The sequence below is a fragment of the Neopusillimonas maritima genome (genome assembly GCF_003576595.1).
Taxonomy (GTDB): Bacteria; Pseudomonadota; Gammaproteobacteria; order Burkholderiales; family Burkholderiaceae_B; genus Neopusillimonas; species Neopusillimonas maritima.
In genome coordinates, this window is the sequence record NZ_NQOU01000005.1 from 134925 (window position 1) to 153068 (window position 18144).

Annotated in this window: 15 protein-coding genes; 10 read left to right on the top strand and 5 right to left on the bottom strand. The window is 50.9% G+C overall.

Annotated features, from left to right (window positions below; genetic code table 11):
• Positions 1-26 precede the first annotated feature (26 nt).
• Positions 27-635 carry a glutathione S-transferase family protein gene (locus CJO09_RS12775; RefSeq protein WP_119442678.1) on the bottom strand — a complete coding sequence of 203 codons (609 nt, stop codon included), beginning with the start codon at positions 633-635 and terminating at the stop codon, positions 27-29.
• A 145-nt stretch (positions 636-780) separates the two neighbouring features.
• Between CJO09_RS12775 and CJO09_RS12780 the strand changes: the two genes are divergently transcribed.
• From CJO09_RS12780 to CJO09_RS12795, 4 genes are all read left to right on the top strand, one after another.
• The gene (locus CJO09_RS12780) at positions 781-1557 is read left to right on the top strand and encodes an SDR family oxidoreductase (protein WP_179950539.1); all 777 of its coding nucleotides are present in this window, start codon (positions 781-783) and stop codon (positions 1555-1557) included.
• 10 nt (positions 1558-1567) lie between these two features.
• A complete protein-coding gene (locus CJO09_RS12785; protein ID WP_119442749.1) occupies positions 1568-2629 on the top strand; it encodes a type I glyceraldehyde-3-phosphate dehydrogenase in 1062 nt (353 codons plus the stop codon).
• A 16-nt stretch (positions 2630-2645) separates the two neighbouring features.
• Positions 2646-4046 (top strand): class II fumarate hydratase, encoded by a 1401-nt coding sequence (gene fumC / locus CJO09_RS12790; RefSeq protein ID WP_119442680.1) that lies wholly within the window; start codon positions 2646-2648, stop codon positions 4044-4046.
• Between the two features lie 100 nt (positions 4047-4146).
• The gene (locus tag CJO09_RS12795; protein WP_245961329.1) at positions 4147-5217 is read left to right on the top strand and encodes a PQQ-dependent sugar dehydrogenase; all 1071 of its coding nucleotides are present in this window, start codon (positions 4147-4149) and stop codon (positions 5215-5217) included.
• Positions 5218-5284: 67 nt separating this feature from the next.
• On the opposite strand, the gene CJO09_RS12800 is transcribed toward CJO09_RS12795, so the two are convergent.
• Complete coding sequence (locus CJO09_RS12800; RefSeq protein ID WP_119442682.1) at positions 5285-6436, bottom strand: ABC transporter substrate-binding protein; 1152 nt, start codon at positions 6434-6436, stop codon at positions 5285-5287.
• 191 nt (positions 6437-6627) lie between these two features.
• Between CJO09_RS12800 and CJO09_RS12805 the strand changes: the two genes are divergently transcribed.
• From CJO09_RS12805 to CJO09_RS12825, 5 genes are all read left to right on the top strand, one after another.
• Positions 6628-7077 carry an Hsp20/alpha crystallin family protein gene (locus tag CJO09_RS12805; RefSeq protein WP_119442683.1) on the top strand — a complete coding sequence of 150 codons (450 nt, stop codon included), beginning with the start codon at positions 6628-6630 and terminating at the stop codon, positions 7075-7077.
• Between the two features lie 174 nt (positions 7078-7251).
• Positions 7252-9462 (top strand): diguanylate cyclase domain-containing protein, encoded by a 2211-nt coding sequence (locus CJO09_RS12810; RefSeq protein ID WP_119442684.1) that lies wholly within the window; start codon positions 7252-7254, stop codon positions 9460-9462.
• Positions 9463-9562: 100 nt separating this feature from the next.
• The gene (locus CJO09_RS12815) at positions 9563-10408 is read left to right on the top strand and encodes an ATP-binding protein (protein ID WP_119442685.1); all 846 of its coding nucleotides are present in this window, start codon (positions 9563-9565) and stop codon (positions 10406-10408) included.
• Positions 10409-10422: 14 nt separating this feature from the next.
• Positions 10423-11751, top strand: coding sequence for a response regulator c-di-GMP phosphodiesterase, NosR family (nosR, locus tag CJO09_RS12820; protein WP_119442686.1), 1329 nt, complete (start codon positions 10423-10425; stop codon positions 11749-11751).
• Positions 11748-14858: an EAL domain-containing protein gene (locus CJO09_RS12825; RefSeq protein WP_119442687.1), complete on the top strand. Its 3111-nt coding sequence runs from the start codon at positions 11748-11750 to the stop codon at positions 14856-14858. Before nosR ends, CJO09_RS12825 begins: the two co-directional genes overlap by 4 nt.
• On the opposite strand, the gene CJO09_RS12830 is transcribed toward CJO09_RS12825, so the two are convergent.
• Together CJO09_RS12830 and CJO09_RS12835 are read right to left on the bottom strand one after the other, a co-directional pair.
• Positions 14850-15887 carry an aromatic ring-hydroxylating oxygenase subunit alpha gene (locus CJO09_RS12830; RefSeq protein ID WP_119442688.1) on the bottom strand — a complete coding sequence of 346 codons (1038 nt, stop codon included), beginning with the start codon at positions 15885-15887 and terminating at the stop codon, positions 14850-14852. The genes CJO09_RS12825 and CJO09_RS12830 overlap by 9 nt on opposite strands.
• 150 nt (positions 15888-16037) lie before the next feature.
• On the bottom strand, positions 16038-16364 hold the full coding sequence (locus CJO09_RS12835) for an ArsR/SmtB family transcription factor (RefSeq protein WP_119442750.1): 327 nt from the start codon (positions 16362-16364) through the stop codon (positions 16038-16040).
• A gap of 203 nt (positions 16365-16567) precedes the next feature.
• Here CJO09_RS12835 and arsB point away from each other — a divergent pair, with 203 nt between their 5' ends.
• The gene (gene arsB / locus CJO09_RS12840) at positions 16568-17650 is read left to right on the top strand and encodes an ACR3 family arsenite efflux transporter (protein ID WP_119442689.1); all 1083 of its coding nucleotides are present in this window, start codon (positions 16568-16570) and stop codon (positions 17648-17650) included.
• Between the two features lie 32 nt (positions 17651-17682).
• Here the strand turns inward: arsB and arsC are convergent, their stop codons facing one another.
• Positions 17683-18108: an arsenate reductase (glutaredoxin) gene (gene arsC, locus CJO09_RS12845; RefSeq protein ID WP_119442690.1), complete on the bottom strand. Its 426-nt coding sequence runs from the start codon at positions 18106-18108 to the stop codon at positions 17683-17685.
• Between the last annotated feature and the right edge of the window lie 36 nt (positions 18109-18144).

An 18144-nucleotide genomic window follows, 5' to 3' on the forward strand; every position in this document is an offset into this window, starting at 1 on the left:
GCCGGGCGCATTTAGCTGTTTGCCAATTATTCCAAGCCCTGGCGGCTTAGCGCATTTTGAACGCCGGGGTCTGTTGCCATACGGTTGTAGAATGCGTCCAGGTTTTTCAGGTCAGGCATATCAATGCCTTTTGCGCGGGTCCAGCGATTAACCGTATACAGGTAAGGGTCGGCCAATGAGCGTTTCCCTGCCAGATAATCACGGTCGGCCAGGCGCTTGTCGGCCACACTAAATAAAAATTTGATACGTTCCGCCGCTTTGGTTGCCAGTTCCTCTTGCCCCTGCGGCGTGCTTTGAAAATTCTGCGGCACAAAGACCAGCGAGAAGGTACGGTGCAAATCGGAATTGCAAAATGATAGCCAGCGTCGTACTTCTGCACGTTCTTTTGCAGTGGTGCCGTGCAGCCCGCTTTCGGGATGCAATTCGGCCAGATATTCCATAATGGCCACACTTTGTGACAGAACGAAATCATCATCAACCAATACCGGTACGGATCCAACGGGATTCAAAGCCAGGAACTGGGGCGTTTTGGTTTGCTCACGAGTGACTTCTTCAAGCTCGTAGCCAACATTCATCCACTCGAGCACAATTTGCGATGCCAGCGGGCAGGCGCCTTTCAGGTAATAAAGCTTCATGGTTATCCTTGAATCAGTTAAATCGAATTGAGCTGATATTCTATCGATGACCATCGCGAATGCAAACAGGCTTGATTAAACCGGTAGTTTGATCCGATCAGGTTGCAGTTGCGCTACCATGTTATTTTTGGAGTGCGTTGTTACCATGTTCAAGCCTGATTTTTCGTTGAATAATCGTCTTGCTCTTGTTACTGGGTCCACTCGCGGATTAGGCTATGCCATTGCGTCTGCTTATGCCGCCAGCGGGGCCAATGTGATTATTAACGGACGAGACCCGGAACGCACGCAAGCGGTTGCCCGGCAATTACGTGAGCAAGGTGCAACCGCGCACGCATGGGTGCAGGATATTGCCGACTTCGACTCATTGCCCCAAGCGTACGCGAACCTTTGTAACCAATGGGGTACACCTGATATTTTGGTTAACAATGTGGGAATTCGTATCCGAAAACCCTTGTCTTCAGCCTCAGTCAACGATATCAATCAATTAATCCACGTGAATTTGTCGGCCGCAGTTTTCTTATCGAAGCTGGCGGCAGGGGCCATGCTGGACCATAACTCACAACCTTCCGGTCGCATCATCTCCTTAACCTCTATTGCAGGGAATCTGGCCCGCTCAGGTGACGCCATCTATCCTATTGCAAAACTAGGTTTGAAAGGCCTGGTTCACAGTTTGGCGGTGGAGTACGGGCCTTATGGCATTACCAGTAATGGTGTGGCTCCTGGTACTTTTGCCACCGAAGCGAATGCCGATCTGGTGGCTGACCCCGTTCGCGGGCCGGTCGTTATCGGTCGCAATCCGCTGGGTCGCTGGGGGCAGCCCGAGGAAATCACCGGCGCGGCAGTTTTTCTGGCGTCACCCAGCGCCGCCTACGTGAACGGCCATGTTTTGGTCGTTGACGGTGGTTTTTCTATTACATTCTGAATGGTTTTTTATGTCTGCAAAACTTCGTCTGGCAATTAATGGCTACGGGCGCATTGGCCGTTGCTTCTTGCGTGCACTCTACGAATCGTCGGCTTGTGAGCAATTTGAAATTGTTGCAATTAATGAGCCGGCCGACCTGGATTCCATGGCCTACCTTACGCGCTTTGATTCAACACACGGCGTTTTTCCGGGCGAAGTCGATCAAGGTAAACAAACGCTCATTATCAATGGACATTCAATCAAGGTAACGCACGCCGAAAAACCTGAATCGGTTGATTGGGGTGCTTACAACCTTGATGTGTTGGTTGAGTGTTCAGGTCGTTACAGTAGCAGAAGCGAGCTGATGCGGTTTATTCAGGCCGGATGCCCCCGGTTATTGTTGTCACAGCCGGCCGACGGAGCGGCCGAGGTTGATCAGACCATTGTGTATGGTATTAATGAGCACGTATTAAAAGGCGATGAGGTTCTGGTTTCGAATGCCTCATGCACGACAAATGCCATTGTGCCGGTGCTGGCAGCATTGAATCGTGCTTTTTCGCTTGAACACGCTTTCCTGACAACATTGCATTCGGTTATGAATGATCAACCGTTAATTGATGGCTACCATAGGTCGGATTTGCGTCGCACACGTTCAGCCATGCAATCGATTGTGCCGGTTTCAACGGGGTTGGCAAAGGGGGTCGAGCGATTGCTGCCGGAGTTGGCGGGTAAAGTTGTGGCCAAGGCGATCCGCGTTCCAACGTTGAATGTTTCTGCGATTGACCTCATGGTCACAACGAAACAGGTGGTCTCTGTCGAGGCGATCAATACGCAAATGCAAGCCCTTGCTCACAATGCAAAGCGTCTTGTGGCGTACTCAAGTCACCCCCATGCTTCAGTCGACTTCAATCATAATCCGCACTCAGCCATTATCGACGGCAGCCAAACACGCGTGAATGGTGAGAATTTTGTGAATTTGCTGGTATGGTTTGATAACGAATGGGGCTTTGCCAATCGGTTGCTCGATACCCTGGGGTATTGGGCAACCCACTTAAACCTCAGTAGCCCTGTTCAGTTCAAGCAACCAGCCTGATCGACAGGAGGCCAAAATGAGCAAAATGCGCACGGAGTACGATTCAATGGGACCCATCGACGTTCCGGCCGATCGGTACTGGGGCGCACAAACGCAACGGTCACTTCATCACTTCCCAATCGGTGCCGACCGCTTTGTCTGGCCTGCCTCCATTATCAAAGCGCTGGGCTTGTTGAAAAAGTCTGCCGCCAAGGCCAACGCATCGCTGGGGGAGCTAGACCCAAAACTGGCCGACTTAATCATTCAAGCCAGTGATGATGTCATTCAGGGGCGACTGAATGCACACTTTCCATTGGTGGTGTTTCAAACGGGCTCGGGAACCCAGTCGAACATGAACGCCAACGAAGTCATTGCCAATCGGGCTATTGAACTGGCCGGGGGGCAATTGGGGTCGAAACAGCCGGTTCATCCCAATGATCATGTCAATCGCGGACAATCTTCGAACGATACTTTTCCTACCGCAATGCACATTGCAGTGGCCCAAAGCGTGCAGCATCATTTGCTGGATTCGGTACAGGCTTTACGTGACACACTCGATGCAAAGTCGCGCGCGTACGACCAAATTGTGAAAACCGGGCGTACCCATTTGCAAGACGCAACGCCCATTACCTTGGGGCAGGAAATAAGCGCCTGGGTGGCGCAGATTGATTTCGGCCTGGCGGCTATCAAACAGGCATTGCCGGGCGTTTATGAGCTTGCAATTGGAGGTACGGCCGTAGGAACGGGTCTGAATGCACATCCTGAATTCGGTGACCGGGCCGCCGTGTATTTGTCGGAAGAAACAGGGTTGCCTTTTATTTCGGCCTCTAACAGGTTTTTTGCATTATCAGCGCATGACGCCCTGGTTCAAATGTCTGCGGCGTTGCGGACGCTGGCGGGTGGCCTGATGAAAATGGCTAACGACATTCGCTGGCTGGCCAGCGGACCCCGTTGCGGCATCGGTGAATTGTTGATTCCTGAAAACGAACCGGGTTCTTCAATTATGCCGGGCAAAGTGAACCCAACCCAATGTGAGGCTCTGACCATGGTTTGTGTACAGGTTTTTGGTAATGATGCCGCCACCGCCTTTGCCGGTACGCAAGGTAATTTTCAACTTAATGTTTACAAACCGGTCATGGTGCATAACGTGCTGGAAAGCATCCAGCTTCTGGGCGATGCATGCGGTACATTTAATCGCTTTTGCGCTGAAGGCATTGAGCCAAATAAGCCGGTAATCGAGTCACATTTACATCAAAACCTAATGCTGGTCACTGCGTTGAACCGCCATATTGGATACGACAAAGCAGCCGAAATTGCCAAGAAAGCGCATCGGGAAGGGATGTCGCTGCGCGAGGCGGCCATTGATTCTGGTTACCTTAGCGGTGAACAATATGATCAGTGGGTGGTTCCGATGAACATGACCCGACCGGGAGTGTAAGACGATGCTTGATATTGATACTTCAAAATGCCTGAATGCGCCTAGAGGCCTGTTGAGGTCGGCTTTTGCCTGTGCCCTCATGCTGTTTACGGCACAGTTTATGACTTTGTCACACGTTCGTGCGGCAGAAATCGAGGTTGAAGAGCTTGCTCAAGGTTTGCAACACCCTTGGGGCATGGCGTTTCTGCCCGACAATCAGGGCATGCTGGTGACTGAACGTGAAGGTTCTCTACGCCATGTTTCCTCAAACGGCCAGGTTTCCGACCCCATTAACGGGGTACCTGAGGTGTGGAATAAAGGGCAGGGTGGCTTGCTTGATATTGCATTGGCGCCGAATTTCAACCAATCCCGAAATGTCTATTTATCGTATTCCGAGGGTGGCAGTGCCCGCGCAGGAACGGCCGTGGGCTTCGGCAAGCTAAGTAACGACATGCGACAACTGGAGGGTTTCAAAGTGATCTTCCGCCAGGAGCCCAAAATGTCCACCGGCCAGCACTTTGGTTCCCGTTTGGTATTTGATAATCGCGGCCATTTATATATTACGTTGGGAGACAACGGGCAGCGCCCGTTGCCGCAAGATCTTGACAAGTTACAAGGTAAGGTCGTACGTATTCTCGCCGACGGCACGATTCCATCCGACAATCCCTTCGTTCGCGACCCAATGGCGCGAGATGAAATCTGGTCTTACGGGCATCGTAACCCGCAGGGTGCGGCATTACATCCCGAAAGTGGGCTCCTCTGGATAAATGAACACGGCCCACGCGGTGGCGATGAAATTAATATTCCGAAAGCAGGGAAAAATTACGGCTGGCCGATTGCCACGCATGGCATCAACTATTCCGGTAGTCCTATCCCTGAAGCAAAAGGGGAGCAAGTAAAGGGGACGGAGGCGCCGAATTTTGTTTGGGAAGTGTCGCCTGCGGTGAGCGGAATGGCTTTTTATACCGGCGAACGTTTCCCACAATGGCAGGGCTCGATTTTTGTGGGTGCCTTGCGCGACCGCAGCCTGATTCGGCTGACTCAAAACCAAGACGGCGTTATTGAAGAGCAAGAGCGCCTGTTAAAAGATTTGAATGAACGTATCCGTGATGTACGCAGTGGCCCCGATGGGTTTATTTACGTGCTAACAGATGCAGATAACGGGCGTTTGCTTCGCATAGGCTTGCAGTAAGTAACAGTAAAAAAACCCCGGTTTTAAGGCCGGGGCTTTTCTTGTGACGGCACATACTGCCAGATGATTATTTCATCAGTTTCCAGTCGCCGTCTTTAACCTCAACCAGCATGCGGGCACGTTCATCGTGGCCGAAGTGGTCGGTGGGGCTCATGTTGAACACACCATGCGAGCCGACGACTTCTTCTGAGTTTTCAATCGCGTCACGCAGCGCTGCGCGGAATGCTTGAGTGCCTGGCTCAGCCTTTTTAAGGGCTTCGGGAGCCGCTGCTTCAAGCACAAGATAAGCATCGAAAATATGGGCACCGAAAGACGAGAAGGAGCCTTCGCCATACATTTTTTCGTAAGCTTTGATGTATTCAATACCAGGTTGCTTCGAAGGGTGCGAATCAGGTAGTTGCTCTGCAATTACAACCGGCCCGACCGGCAGAATAGTGCCTTCCACCGCTTTGCCGCCTACACGAATGTACTCTTTACTGGCGGTGCCGTGCGTTTGGTATATCTGCCCTTTAAAGCCACGGTCTTGCAGGGTGACCTGGGGCAGAACCGAGGGGGTTCCAGACGCAACAACCAAAATAGCGTCGGGTTTTGCGGCAACCAGTTTCAAGGCTTGGCCTGTTACGCTGGTGTCGTTCCGGTTGAAACGCTCAACGTTTTCCATACTGATACCGGCCTTTTCAACCAAGGGGCGCATTTCTTTGAGCCAAACCTCGCCATATGCGTCAGCATAGCCGATAAAGCCCAGTTTTTTGACCCCGTTTTCTTTCATGTGGTCAACCAATGCACCTGCCATAAGACGTACGTGTTGGGGGGTGCGGAAAACCCATTTTTCTTTATCGGCTGGCAAGTCTAATGGGGCAACGGCGATTTGCGGTACCTCGAGTTCGTTGGTTATCTCAGCCACGGCCACGCTGGTTGGCGTTGAAGATGAGCCAAAAATAATATCGACTTTGTCTTCGGTAATGAGTTTGCGTGCATTACGACCCGCTTGCGTTGCGTCAGTGGCATCGTCGAGCACAATGTAGTTAACTTTGTGGCCTGCGATCTCTGTTGGTAAAAGCGGGATGGTATTACGCTCGGGTACCCCCAACGCGGCGGCCGGGCCGGTGCTGGAGAGCGTAACGCCCACATTGATGTCTTTGGTTTGCGCTGAGGCAACCATTGCACTGGCCATAAGGCCGGCCGCGGCCACGCCGGCCAGTTTCATTGAGAGTTTCATGTTTCCTCCGGTTGTAAGAAATTTTATTAATTGCGACGTTTTGAAAACGTTGCCAACTTTACGTAAACGTTCTGATTATGACAATAGGGGTGAACCCAGCGCAACTCTTGATTTTCATCAAGGTGGCCACCAAATAGCAGGTGTAGCATGAACATGCCAATTTGGAACTTAACTTGATAGAGAGGTGAGTCATGGCAAACTTAACACGTTTTGATCCATTTCGTGATTTAACGGCAATGGAACCCTGGCGAAATTTGGAGGACTTTTTTAGCGATTTCAGCTTGCGTCCTTTGGCGGATAAAGTCCAAACCGAGCCGCGCATCCGAATGGACGTAACCGAAGCGCAAGACCATTACGCCGTCAAGGCCGAGATCCCGGGTATGCGTAAGGAAGACATCACTGTTTCCATCGATGGTAACCAGGTAACCCTAAGTGCCGAGATCCGTCAGGAAAAAGAACAGAAAAAAGACGAAAAAGTGGTCCGTCGTGAACGTTTTTACGGCCGTCAGACGCGCAGCTTTTCACTCGCCCACGATATTGATGAGTCTGCCTCTTCAGCGCACTATGAAGACGGCGTATTGAACTTGAAGTTGGTAAAAAAGGCCGGTACGAACGGTAGCCGAACATTGGCTATTCAATAAAAATAAAGCTATAAATTATTGATCATAGGGGCGTTACATTACCGCCCCTAACTTTTTCCCTTTCGCCGCCGTTAACTAACAAATTGTCCTTTTTCAATTTGTTGCATTTTGTTATAAACCGGGGTAGTCTAGCGATTTTGTCTGGCGCAGGTGCCTTTATTCTGGCGGAAGGTTATGGTTTCTATTCTTCAAGGCGCAGTCAAGCATTTCCCGACCGACGCCAAGCGTCTGGCGAAGAAGATGCCATCGGCACACGGCCTGCAATTGTTATATAACGCAGTACAACGCCTTTCGGGAACCCGCAGAATTGATACCGGGTTGGCCCAGGTTCTTGAGTTGCTTTGTACGCATTCGCAATGGCAAGCTGCAATCGCCTGGATCACCCGACCACATGAGAAGCCGCAGTTTCAGTGTGCCTGGCATGAAACGCAGCACGGTATACAAGCGCTGGAAGCCTGTTTTCGCAACGGCGCGTTCAGCCACCAGGACACCATTCCATTCTTGGTGATGCAACAAGAAAGCGCAGTTTTCGCAGCAACCATTCCACAAAGCAATCACAACGAAGCAAACAATGTGGTTCGTAAACTGGGCTTGCACTCCGCCCTGGGTATCCCACTGCCTGGGCGTGTTCATGTTCTAGGCGTCATCGAGCTGCTGAGCACCGACACAAATGAGCCTGACGCCAGCACAATTGCACTACTGCAAACGTTGGGTAGCGACATTGGTTTGTTTCTGGAGGCCCGCCAGTTGGAGGGGCAATTACAGGAAAAGAATAAAAAATTGTTGCAGACACAACGTATTGCACGCCTGGCTTCCTGGGAAATCGACTTACTTAACTTAAAGCTATACGGTAGCCCTGATGCCGCAAGGGTCATGGGTTTATCGGTTGATGCTTTGCCGTCGAATTTGCATGAGCTATTGGCCTTGATTCCGCAAGAAGATCATGACATTTTCAATAGCCTGTTGGCCGGCGCACAACAGCGCGCGCATCCTTTCGTTACTGTAGAGCATCGTTTATGTTCTCCGGGCGGTATACGCTACCTTATGGTAAGGGCGGAAGGGCGATTCGACCACGGCGGCAAGCCGGTACGTATCACCGGCACGATGCAAGACATTACCGAACAAAAGCTCGCCAACATATATGCCACCCAGTCAGAGCAACGTTGGGAGGCCGCGTTTCGAAATAGTCCAGTTCCTTCCATTATTACGGAGCTGGATTCCGGGCTTTGCCTCGATGCCAACGATGAAATGTGCCGTCTGTTGCGGCTGGAACTGAATGAGGTGGTTGGCAAAACTACGACCGAACTCATGATTTGGCCGGCAAGCGAACCACGCGCCACGTTTATTGAAGAGGTCAAGAAACAGGGTTCGGTGCGCCAAAAGGAATTTCGGGCTATGGTCGACGGTGCCGAACACTATCTTCTGATCAATATGGAGCGCATTGAGTTTAACGACCACGATGCGCTTTACGGCCAATGGGTCGACATCACACCCGTAAAAAAACTCGAAGAAAAGTTGCGTTTAACCGCTGCGGCAGTCGAGCACGCCGCCGACGCGCTGGTGTTAATTGACCGTCAAGGCGATATTGTTGCCGTTAACCCCGCTTTTTCCACTATTACCGGGTATGCAACGGAACAAGCTCTGGGCAAATGGTTTCTGGGGTTACTCCACAAACCCACTGGGCGTCACGACAAACATTTTTTTAAAAACGCCGTCGATACGCTGGAGGATCACAATCAGTGGAAAGGTGAGGTCTGGACGCAACGGGCTAACGGTAATATTTTTCCGGCCCTGTTAACTTTAGGAGCGATTCGCAGCCCGGAGACAAACAAAATCACCCATTATGTTGGTGTTTTTTCTGATATCTCGCGCCAGAAAGAATATGAAGACCGCCTGCGCCAGCTTGCTTTGCACGATGAGTTAACTGGGCTCGCCAATCGTACGTTACTCATCGAACGGGGTAATCGTGCGTTGCTTCAAGCTGAACGGCATGACGGCATGGTAGCCGTATTGTTTATTGATTTGAACCGCTTCAAATCTGTTAATGACGCGCACGGCCATGCAGTAGGTGATGCACTATTACAACAAGTGGCTGATCGCCTGGTGTTATGCGTGCGGGCTTCCGACACAGTCGCCCGGGTCGGCGGTGATGAGTTCGTTATTCTACTTACTGATCTTTCACAAGACGACGACGCCTATCAAGTTGCCGATAAAGTGCACCTGGCAATGGTGCAGCCGTTTCGGGTGGAAGGTGTTGATATCGATGTAGGAGCCAGTGTCGGCGTGGCACGCTACCCACACGACGGGGTCGACATGACAATGCTGCTTAAATTTGCCGATGAGGGGTTGTACCAGGCAAAGCGGGCAGCAGGGCGGCGCGACTAAAGCTTTATTCCGGTCAATTCGGGTTTTTGTTGCAGTGATATTAAAGTTTGCGCCACACTTGCCGTTAACCTCCCGTTAACCTGTAAAGTGGTGCTTGCTTATGACGAATAACGACACGCAAGTCGGCTCGAACCCGGCAAATCTGCTCAACCAGATTGACCACCCACTGGCAGTTCATCTTTTACAAACCGAGAAAATGGCGGGGATCGGCCAGTTGGCGGCGGGTGTAGCCCATGAAATTAATAATCCAGTGGGTTATGTGTTTTCAAACCTGAAAACCTTGGCCGGTTATATGCAAGACATGCTGAAAATCATCGATGCGACCGATCATGTCGAGTCTATGGGTGAATTGCATCAATTGAAAAAAGCCCTGGATTACGACTACATTCGGCAAGATGTGCCGGCATTGTTACGCGAGTCCGAAGAGGGAATGGATCGCATAAAGCACATTATTTCAGCGTTGAAGTATTTTTCCCACACCGACGATGACAGCTTCCGTTTGGCCGACCTTCATCAAAGTATTGAGTCGACTTTAACGGTGGCAGGCAACGAAATTAAATATCGCGCACAAGTGATCAAACAATTCGGTGTTTTGCCACCCGTGCAATTCAATGTGTCGCAAATCAATCAGGTTGTGATGAATTTATTAATCAATGCAGCACAATCGATTGAAAATTCAGGCATGATTACATTACGTACCAATCAGGACGGCGCCTGGGTATGGTTCGAAGTTGAAGACACGGGGTGCGGTATGACAGCAGAGATACAGCAGCGTATTTTTGAGCCCTTTTATACAACCAAGCCCGTTGGGCAGGGCACCGGTATGGGTTTGGCCCTCTCTTACGGCATTGTTCAAAAACATAATGGCAGAATTGACGTATTCAGTAGAGTGGGACACGGCACCCGCATTCGTGTCTGGTTGCCGGTTCACCAACCCAACTTCTAAGTCTGGGTGTGATCATGTCTGACGCTTCACAATCGGCAACCATTTTAATTGTTGATGACGAACCCAACGTCATCAGTAGCCTCAAACGTGCTTTGCACGCACAACCTTTCAAGTTGTTGGGGGCCACCAATGGCGAAAGCGCTTTGCAATTGCTGGAAGAGGAGGGCGCCGACCTGGTCATCTGCGATGCCCGCATGCCGGGCATGGACGGCCCAACTTTGTTGCGCACCATTGAGTCGCGTCGGCCCGACTGCATGCGTATTCTTTTAACTGGATATGAAGACATTGACCAAACCATCCGTGCTATTAACGAAGGGCGTATTTTCCGTTACATCAGCAAACCTTGGGACGACCGGCTTTTGTTACTTGCGATCAAGCAGGCATTGGAGCATCAGCATATAGAACGTGACCGCAATCGTTTGCAACTATTAACGCAAGAACAGAATATTGCACTTCAGCAAGTAAATAGTGAACTGGAAAGCCGGGTTGAGTCGCGAACTGCCGAGCTTATGCGGGCGGCTGAAATGCTGTCGGCGGCCAATGAAGAACTGAAACAAGCGTATGTAACGGCAACTGAGGTTTTCTCGGCACTATTGGCCCAACGGTTGCCGCGCAGCCGACAAACCAATAAAGAAGTCATTGAGTTGATGCGCGCTTTTTGCAAGGCGCAAGAGTATTCCCAGCAACTGACCGACGACCTTTCAATGGCCGCCGCCTTATATAACCTGGGCAAACTCACCTGGAACGACGCCCTGATCGCCTTGCCGCCGGAATCTATGGATCGCGTTCAGCGCGAGAATTATAAAAACTACCCAACAACGGGTGAACGCCTGCTGATCGCGCTTGAGCCGGCACATGATGCCGCCCTCATTATCCGGCATCATCAGGAACGGTGGGACGGGGCGGGATTTCCCGACGGTCTGGTGGGCAATGCCATCCCGTTTGGGGCACGGGTTCTTAAGCTGGTGGTTGATTTCGTCGAAATGAAAATGGGCATGGTTTTTGCGCGCAAAGTGCCGCATGAGGAAATGGTAGAAAAAATGCCCAAGTATGCCGGGCGTTTATATGATCCGGAGTTATGTGCGGCGTTTATTGAATTAGTGAAGCGTTTGGAAGAAGAAAAAGAAGCGGAAAGCGAAGACGTTGTGACGCACAATACAAGTACGTTGCGCCCGGAGATGATTATTGCGCGCAGTTTGCATGCACAAAACGGCATGCTGCTTCTAAAGGAAGGTACGGTCATTACGGAAAGGCTCATCAATAAGCTCAAAGACTTCGAGGAAAACGAGGAAACGCAATACGTTATTCATGTCTTGCAGGTACTGCAAGACGAAGAGGCATGAGCGCATTCGGCTTCATTCGGATGTGTAGTGTTTATGGCGCAGCGCGTTTTTTACCCGCGCTGGCATTACTGTTTTTTGGCTTGGGCGGCCTGCTCGACGCCGTCATCAACTTATTGTTCTTCGCTCGCGTACCGCTTGTTTCCTGGGGCGAAATCACGCTTTATATATCAACCGGCCTAACATTGGGTCTGGCTGCCCATTGGGTTTGGCCAGGTCGTATTTTGGCGCTCGTGACACTGGTTGTTGCTGTTGCCTACACCTACTCGGCAGGTCTATGGGGTGGTTTGCTATTAGTTGGGGCATTTGGCTTAATCGCAACAATGTTCCCTTTGCCAAAACAAAAACTTGTTTGTCTCTTGATCGCCGCTTTATTGTTGTTTTTGTCGTTTTTTGCAGTGATTGTGCCCGACGACTGGGTAGTTTCACGCTTGCAAAGTTATGCGCACGAAACCCATATCGACGCCATCATGGGGGGGCTGATCGCCCTGGGCCTGGTTGGTCATGCATTTTCAAAAACCACTTCAGCCGGTTTTCAGGCGAAAGAAGAAGAGCGTAAACAATTTTTTGTCGCAACCGGCGGTGTTGCATTGGCCGTTCTATGCTGGTTTTTATTGGCGGAACAGGAGCAACGCTTTGCCGAACAACAAGCAACAATCAGCTCTGCACAGGCGCAAAGTGCCATCACCGAATCTTTGAGCGAAAAAATCGCCGCATTGCAACGCCTTCATTATCGCGTTGCAGCCTGGCAAGGCCCGATGCACGACGAAGTACAACTGATTGCCGAGGCGCAGCGTTTCATACAAGACCACACCACCGCGCTAGGCGTTGCCATCGTAAGCCAGTCGGGGCGAACCGAAACCGGCTATTCGTTGAATCATCCGCAACGCTTTTCCGACGTCCTGAGCCACTGGCCGGCTCGTGCCGAGGTGCAAAGCTGGCTCAGGCATGTTGCCTCGGAGAGTACACCGCATCTGTTCCTTTACAGTTCCGATAATGTCTCCGACTGGTTCTGGCTGGGTATAGCTTTGCCGGGCCCGAACGCGAGTCATCAGGTGTTGGTGGTGGCGCATAGTCTTGAGCAGTTTCTTGATTCCGCTCTGCGGCCCGACCTTGCCGCCATTCGGTTCCAGCTGCATATGGATGGCCGAATGCTATACGACAACCTGGAAGAGCAGGGCGTTCAAGCAGCCCGCTATCTGGGCACCAGCCGGTTCGATCCACATCATGATATTCACTGGGAATTGTCGACATGGATATCGCCGCGAGCGGCCCCGCTTATTAGCCGTTTGCTGCCCGACTTTCTGTTCCTGGTTTGTCTGGGTTTTACGATCCTGTTAGTTCGAACGCTGCGTCTGTCACAAGACGTTGTTCAACGATCCGACGCCCTTAGCCAGGCAATTTTTTACGACTATCTTACCGGGCTGCCCAATAAAGCATCTTTAATAGAAAAACTGGATGATGTATGCAAACGCGCCCGTGCACAGGCAAGTTGTGCCTCGATTATTTTGCTTGATTTGAATGGGCTCAAACTGATTAACGATTCGATGGGCTTTGAAGTGGGCGACCGCATACTGCGCGAAGTGGCAAACCGGTTGGCCGGCTCGATACAGGCTCCCCAATGGTTGGCCCGATTGGAAGGGGATGAGTTCGTTGTGGTGGTACCGGACGCGCCGGGCCATCAGGTGACGCAACTTGCACGACGCCTGATCAACGTTATTGCACGGCCTTACCAGCACCAACAGGCTGAATTACACCTAACGGCGTCTGCAGGCATTACCACCCACATAGCGAATGTGCCTGAACCGTTGGAGCTGATTCGCGAAGCCGACCTCGCATCGGCACAAGCCAAGCAAAGTGGCCGCAATACCTGGCGTGAATATGCAAATGAATTGGCTTCCGATGTGAATACGCGGCTTTCACTGCGCACCGACTTGCAGAAAGCGTTGGTCAACGACCATTTCAGTATGCATTATCAACCGCTCATCAACGGCTTTACCGGTCGCATCACTAGCGCAGAGGCATTGCTGCGTTGGCCGCACTCCGATCGCGGCTATATTTCGCCTTCGGTATTTGTGCCGATTGCCGAAGAGTCGGGCTTAATTGTGCCTTTAAGCCAATGGGTGCTGCATGCGGTTTGCCGTGATAAAGCGGCGTTAAATCGAAAAATCATGGCGGACTTTCCCTTCATCATTAACATCTCGCCCTTGTATTTTCAGCACCCGCGATTTGTTGAGGAGCTGACCCATGCGCTGGCAACGCATAATTTATCGCCACAGGATATCCAGATAGAAATTACAGAAGGCGTGCTGTTGGAAAGGGTTGATCACACCATCAGCAAATTGAGCACACTGCGTGAATTGGGGTTCAGTGTCTCGGTGGATGACTTTGGTACCGGCTATTCAAGCTTGAGCTATCTGAAAGATCTCCCGGTCGACAAAATAAAAATCGATAGTTCCTTCGTACGCCAAATCGCAGGAGACAGAAAAAGCGCGGCGATTAGCAAGGCCATTATCAGTCTGGCTCATCACCTGGGGCTTAAGGTGGTTGCGGAAGGCGTGGAGACGGAGGCGCAATACTGGTTCCTGAAACGGCATTTTTGCGATGAGTTTCAGGGGCATTTATTTGCCCGCGCTATGCCGATGGAACAATTGGAAACACGCTTAAGGGAAAAAGGGGGGGGTGAAACGCTTCCCATGGCACCGGAAAGCGATTTAACCCATCGCGCCATCCTGATCCTTGATGACGAAGAAAACATACTGAATGCGCTTCACCGTGTTTTGCGCCGTGAGGGTTATCTTGTATTCAAGGCTTCAAGCACACGCGAAGCGTTCAACATATTGGGGGAAAACGCGATACATGTCATTATCTCCGACCAGCGTCTGCCCAATATGACCGGGACCGAATTTTTCAGTGAAATCAAAAACCTTTACCCGTCGACCATTCGTATTATTTTGTCGGGCTATGCCGACTTGAAATCACTGACCGAGGCGATTAACCATGGCGCCGTATACAAGTTCATGGCCAAACCGTGGGACGAAGAAGAGCTGCGTCAGACGCTGTTGCAGGCGTTCAAGGAAGTTGAGCTGCGTGGTACATTCTCAAACTAATTCGCGCTGTTCTTCCTGAACCAACCGGTCGATCATACGCCGTGCTTGTACGCCGCCTGAATCAATATTGAGCATCAGCAAACGGCGCTCGGGATGACCGGCCAGATTTTTTTGCTGCGCTTCCAGCACCCCTAAATCCTGAGCAAAAATTTCGCCCTGGTTTTTGCGAATACGTTCGGTTAGCTCCGCGTCATCGGCCTTGAAATGACGCGCCATGCCCCAGAAATACCAATGTGAGTTTTCCGTTTCGGGGGTGATGAAATCAACCACAACGGCTGAAACCTTCACGGAAGGGTCGGCATCGAAGCCACCTTGGCCGGCATAAGCCACACCAACATTGATCAGGATATGGCTGGGGGGTGTAAAACGCGAAATTTGCCAACGGTCGACTGGTTTGTCCGGATTCAGCCCATTTGCGCGCATGGCGTTGGCTAGAAAGGGCGGTGCCTGAATGTTATGCATGAAACGGCTGGTAATGACCGTGTCTCCTTCGACCCGCGTATTAACCGGCGCTTCGTCGATCTCGTCTTGCCCAATACTTTCGGGATGCACGTAGGTTTCGTGCGTGAGATCCATTAAATTGTCGATCATTAAACGGTAATCGCAATTCAAGTGATACATGCCGCCGCCGTAGGCCCATTCATTGCTAACCGCCCATTCGAGATGCGGGATAAGGGCGGGGTCGGCTAAGGAGGCGTCGCCTGGCCAAACCCAGATAAAGCCGTATCTTTCAATCACCGGGAAACTTTTGATGCACGGGAAACCACCCACGCGCTGCATCGGCATCGATACGGTTTTGCCATCGCAACCCATCGCAAGGCCGTGGTAGCCGCATACGAGATTGCCGTTCTCGACAAAACCCAGCGATAAAGCAGCACCACGGTGAGGGCAAAAGTCTTCCACGGCCGCCACCTGGTTGTTCTCACCGCGATAAAACGCAATACGTTCCCCGCATATTTGGCGGCCCAACGGCTTGTCGTTAATTTCGTCGGGTGTACAGGCAACGTACCAGGTGTTTTTTAAATACATGATGGGATTTGTCTCCGTATTGATTTCGATGGTGCTGATGCCCACGAGTTGTACTTATTTTGTGGAGGGTATTGTAGCGATGCAGGCTAAAGGGATAAAGCCGTTAATAACGGTATGGATTCATAAATACTCGAATTTACATAATATACATTATGCGCATGAAGCCCTAACTAAACGTGAGCGATCTTTTTCAAGTTGAGGTTGATCCACAGCAAGGCCCTTTAGTAACTGAATAAGCCATTGCGGCGCACTTTGGGCAAGATCATAGAACACCCATTGACCTCGACGCCGATCAGACAGCAGCCCACAACGTCTTAGTTGTGCCAAATGCCTGGAAACCTTTGACTGGCCTTCGTTCAAAGCGCTGGTCAGTTCACAAACGCAAAGCTCTCCTTCTCGCGAAATGAGCAAAAGCATTCGCAGACGTGTTTCATCCGCCAGGCACTTCAGTATGGCTAATTCATTTATTGCGCTCATGGTTTCGTTCGCCATCCATTAAGGATCAATTTGGTTTCATTAAATTATGCCAGTTGCATGTAATCAGATCGCCCACCGATTTGATACTTAACAGCCATTATATTTGCTATTCCATATATGTGGTAAAACAGATATAATATTTCCACACGCGGGGAGTCACGACTCGCGCAATTCTATTCGTCATCCAAACTTGAAAAGTCTATATGTCAGAAACCACTGCAACCTCGCACAAACATGTCGACACACCGCCCATCAGTTTTTTTGAACGTTATCTAACGGTTTGGGTTGCGTTATGTATTATTGCCGGAACGCTACTGGGTTTGTATTGGCCAGGCGCAGCCCAAACGCTGGGAGCCATGGAGATTGCCCATGTCAATATTCCGGTTGGCATTTTGATTTGGTGCATGATTATTCCCATGCTCATGAAAATCGATTTTTCTGCGCTCAGCGAAGTGTACGAACAACGCGCAGGCATGGTCATCACCCTGGCAGTGAACTGGCTGATTAAACCGTTCAGCATGGCGCTATTTGGTTGGTTTTTCATTAAAGTGGTGTTTGCGCCCTGGTTACCGGCCGCATCACTCGACAGTTATATGGCTGGCCTCATTCTGTTGGGTGCCGCGCCCTGCACCGCCATGGTGTTTGTATGGAGCAATTTGTGTAAAGGTCACGCGAATTTCACGCTCACACAAGTCGCGCTGAATGATCTGATTATGGTGTTTGCCTTTGCCCCGATTGTGGCGTTACTGCTTGGCGTTTCGTCTATTCCCGTGCCCTGGGATACGTTAATTCTATCGGTGATCATGTACATCGTAATTCCACTGAGTATTGCCCAAGCATTACGCTTTTGGTTAATCAAAAAAGGCGGGCTGCCATTTTTCGAGAAGGTTTTATCCCGTATTGGCCCTTGGTCAATCGTTGCCTTGCTGGCCACATTGGTCTTGCTGTTCTCATTTCAGGGTAAAGCCATTGTCGAACAGCCTGTCATTATCGCCATATTGGCCGTACCCATTCTGGTTCAAACCCTGTTTATTGCTGCATTGGGTTATGTCTTGAACCGACAACTAAAAGTTCGACACGATGTTGCCGGGCCATCGACGATGATCGGCGCATCGAACTTCTTCGAATTGGCTGTAGCCGTCGCCATCGTGCTCTACGGATTTGATTCGGGCGCCGCGCTGGCCACCGTTGTAGGCGTGCTGATTGAAGTGCCTGTGATGTTGTGGCTGGTGCGAACCGTAAACCGCACGCGTCATTGGTATGAACAAGCATTGCAGGCGGGATAAGCCCCGCCTGTCCGCCTGCTTTTCATGACTGGTTAAATGACTCGCCTGCCTTGTTCATCCAAAACCGGTGTGCCGTCTTCCTTGGCGAAAGCTTTAGGCGGCATAGGCGGTAAAAGATCCAAAACCTTTTCACAAGGTCGGCATAAGTTCGCGCCTTTTTCAGTAATCACGAACGGGCGATTCAACAAAATGGGATGTGCCTCGAGCGCGTCGAGAATCTGCGTATCGGTAACGTTGGGTTGGTCGAGCCCCAGTTCCAGAAAAGGCGTGCCTTTTTCACGCAGCGCTTCGCGCAGGGAAAGGCCGGCCTGTTTAACCATATTGATGATGGTTTCGCGTTTGGGCGGTGTTTTCAGGTACTCAATAATTTCCGGTTCAATGCCGGCATGGCGAATAAGCGCCAGCGTGTTGCGAGAAGTCCCGCACTTGGGGTTGTGATAAATCGTGACGTTATGCATGACGACATTCCTTGTTTTTCAACGATATTCTGCTAA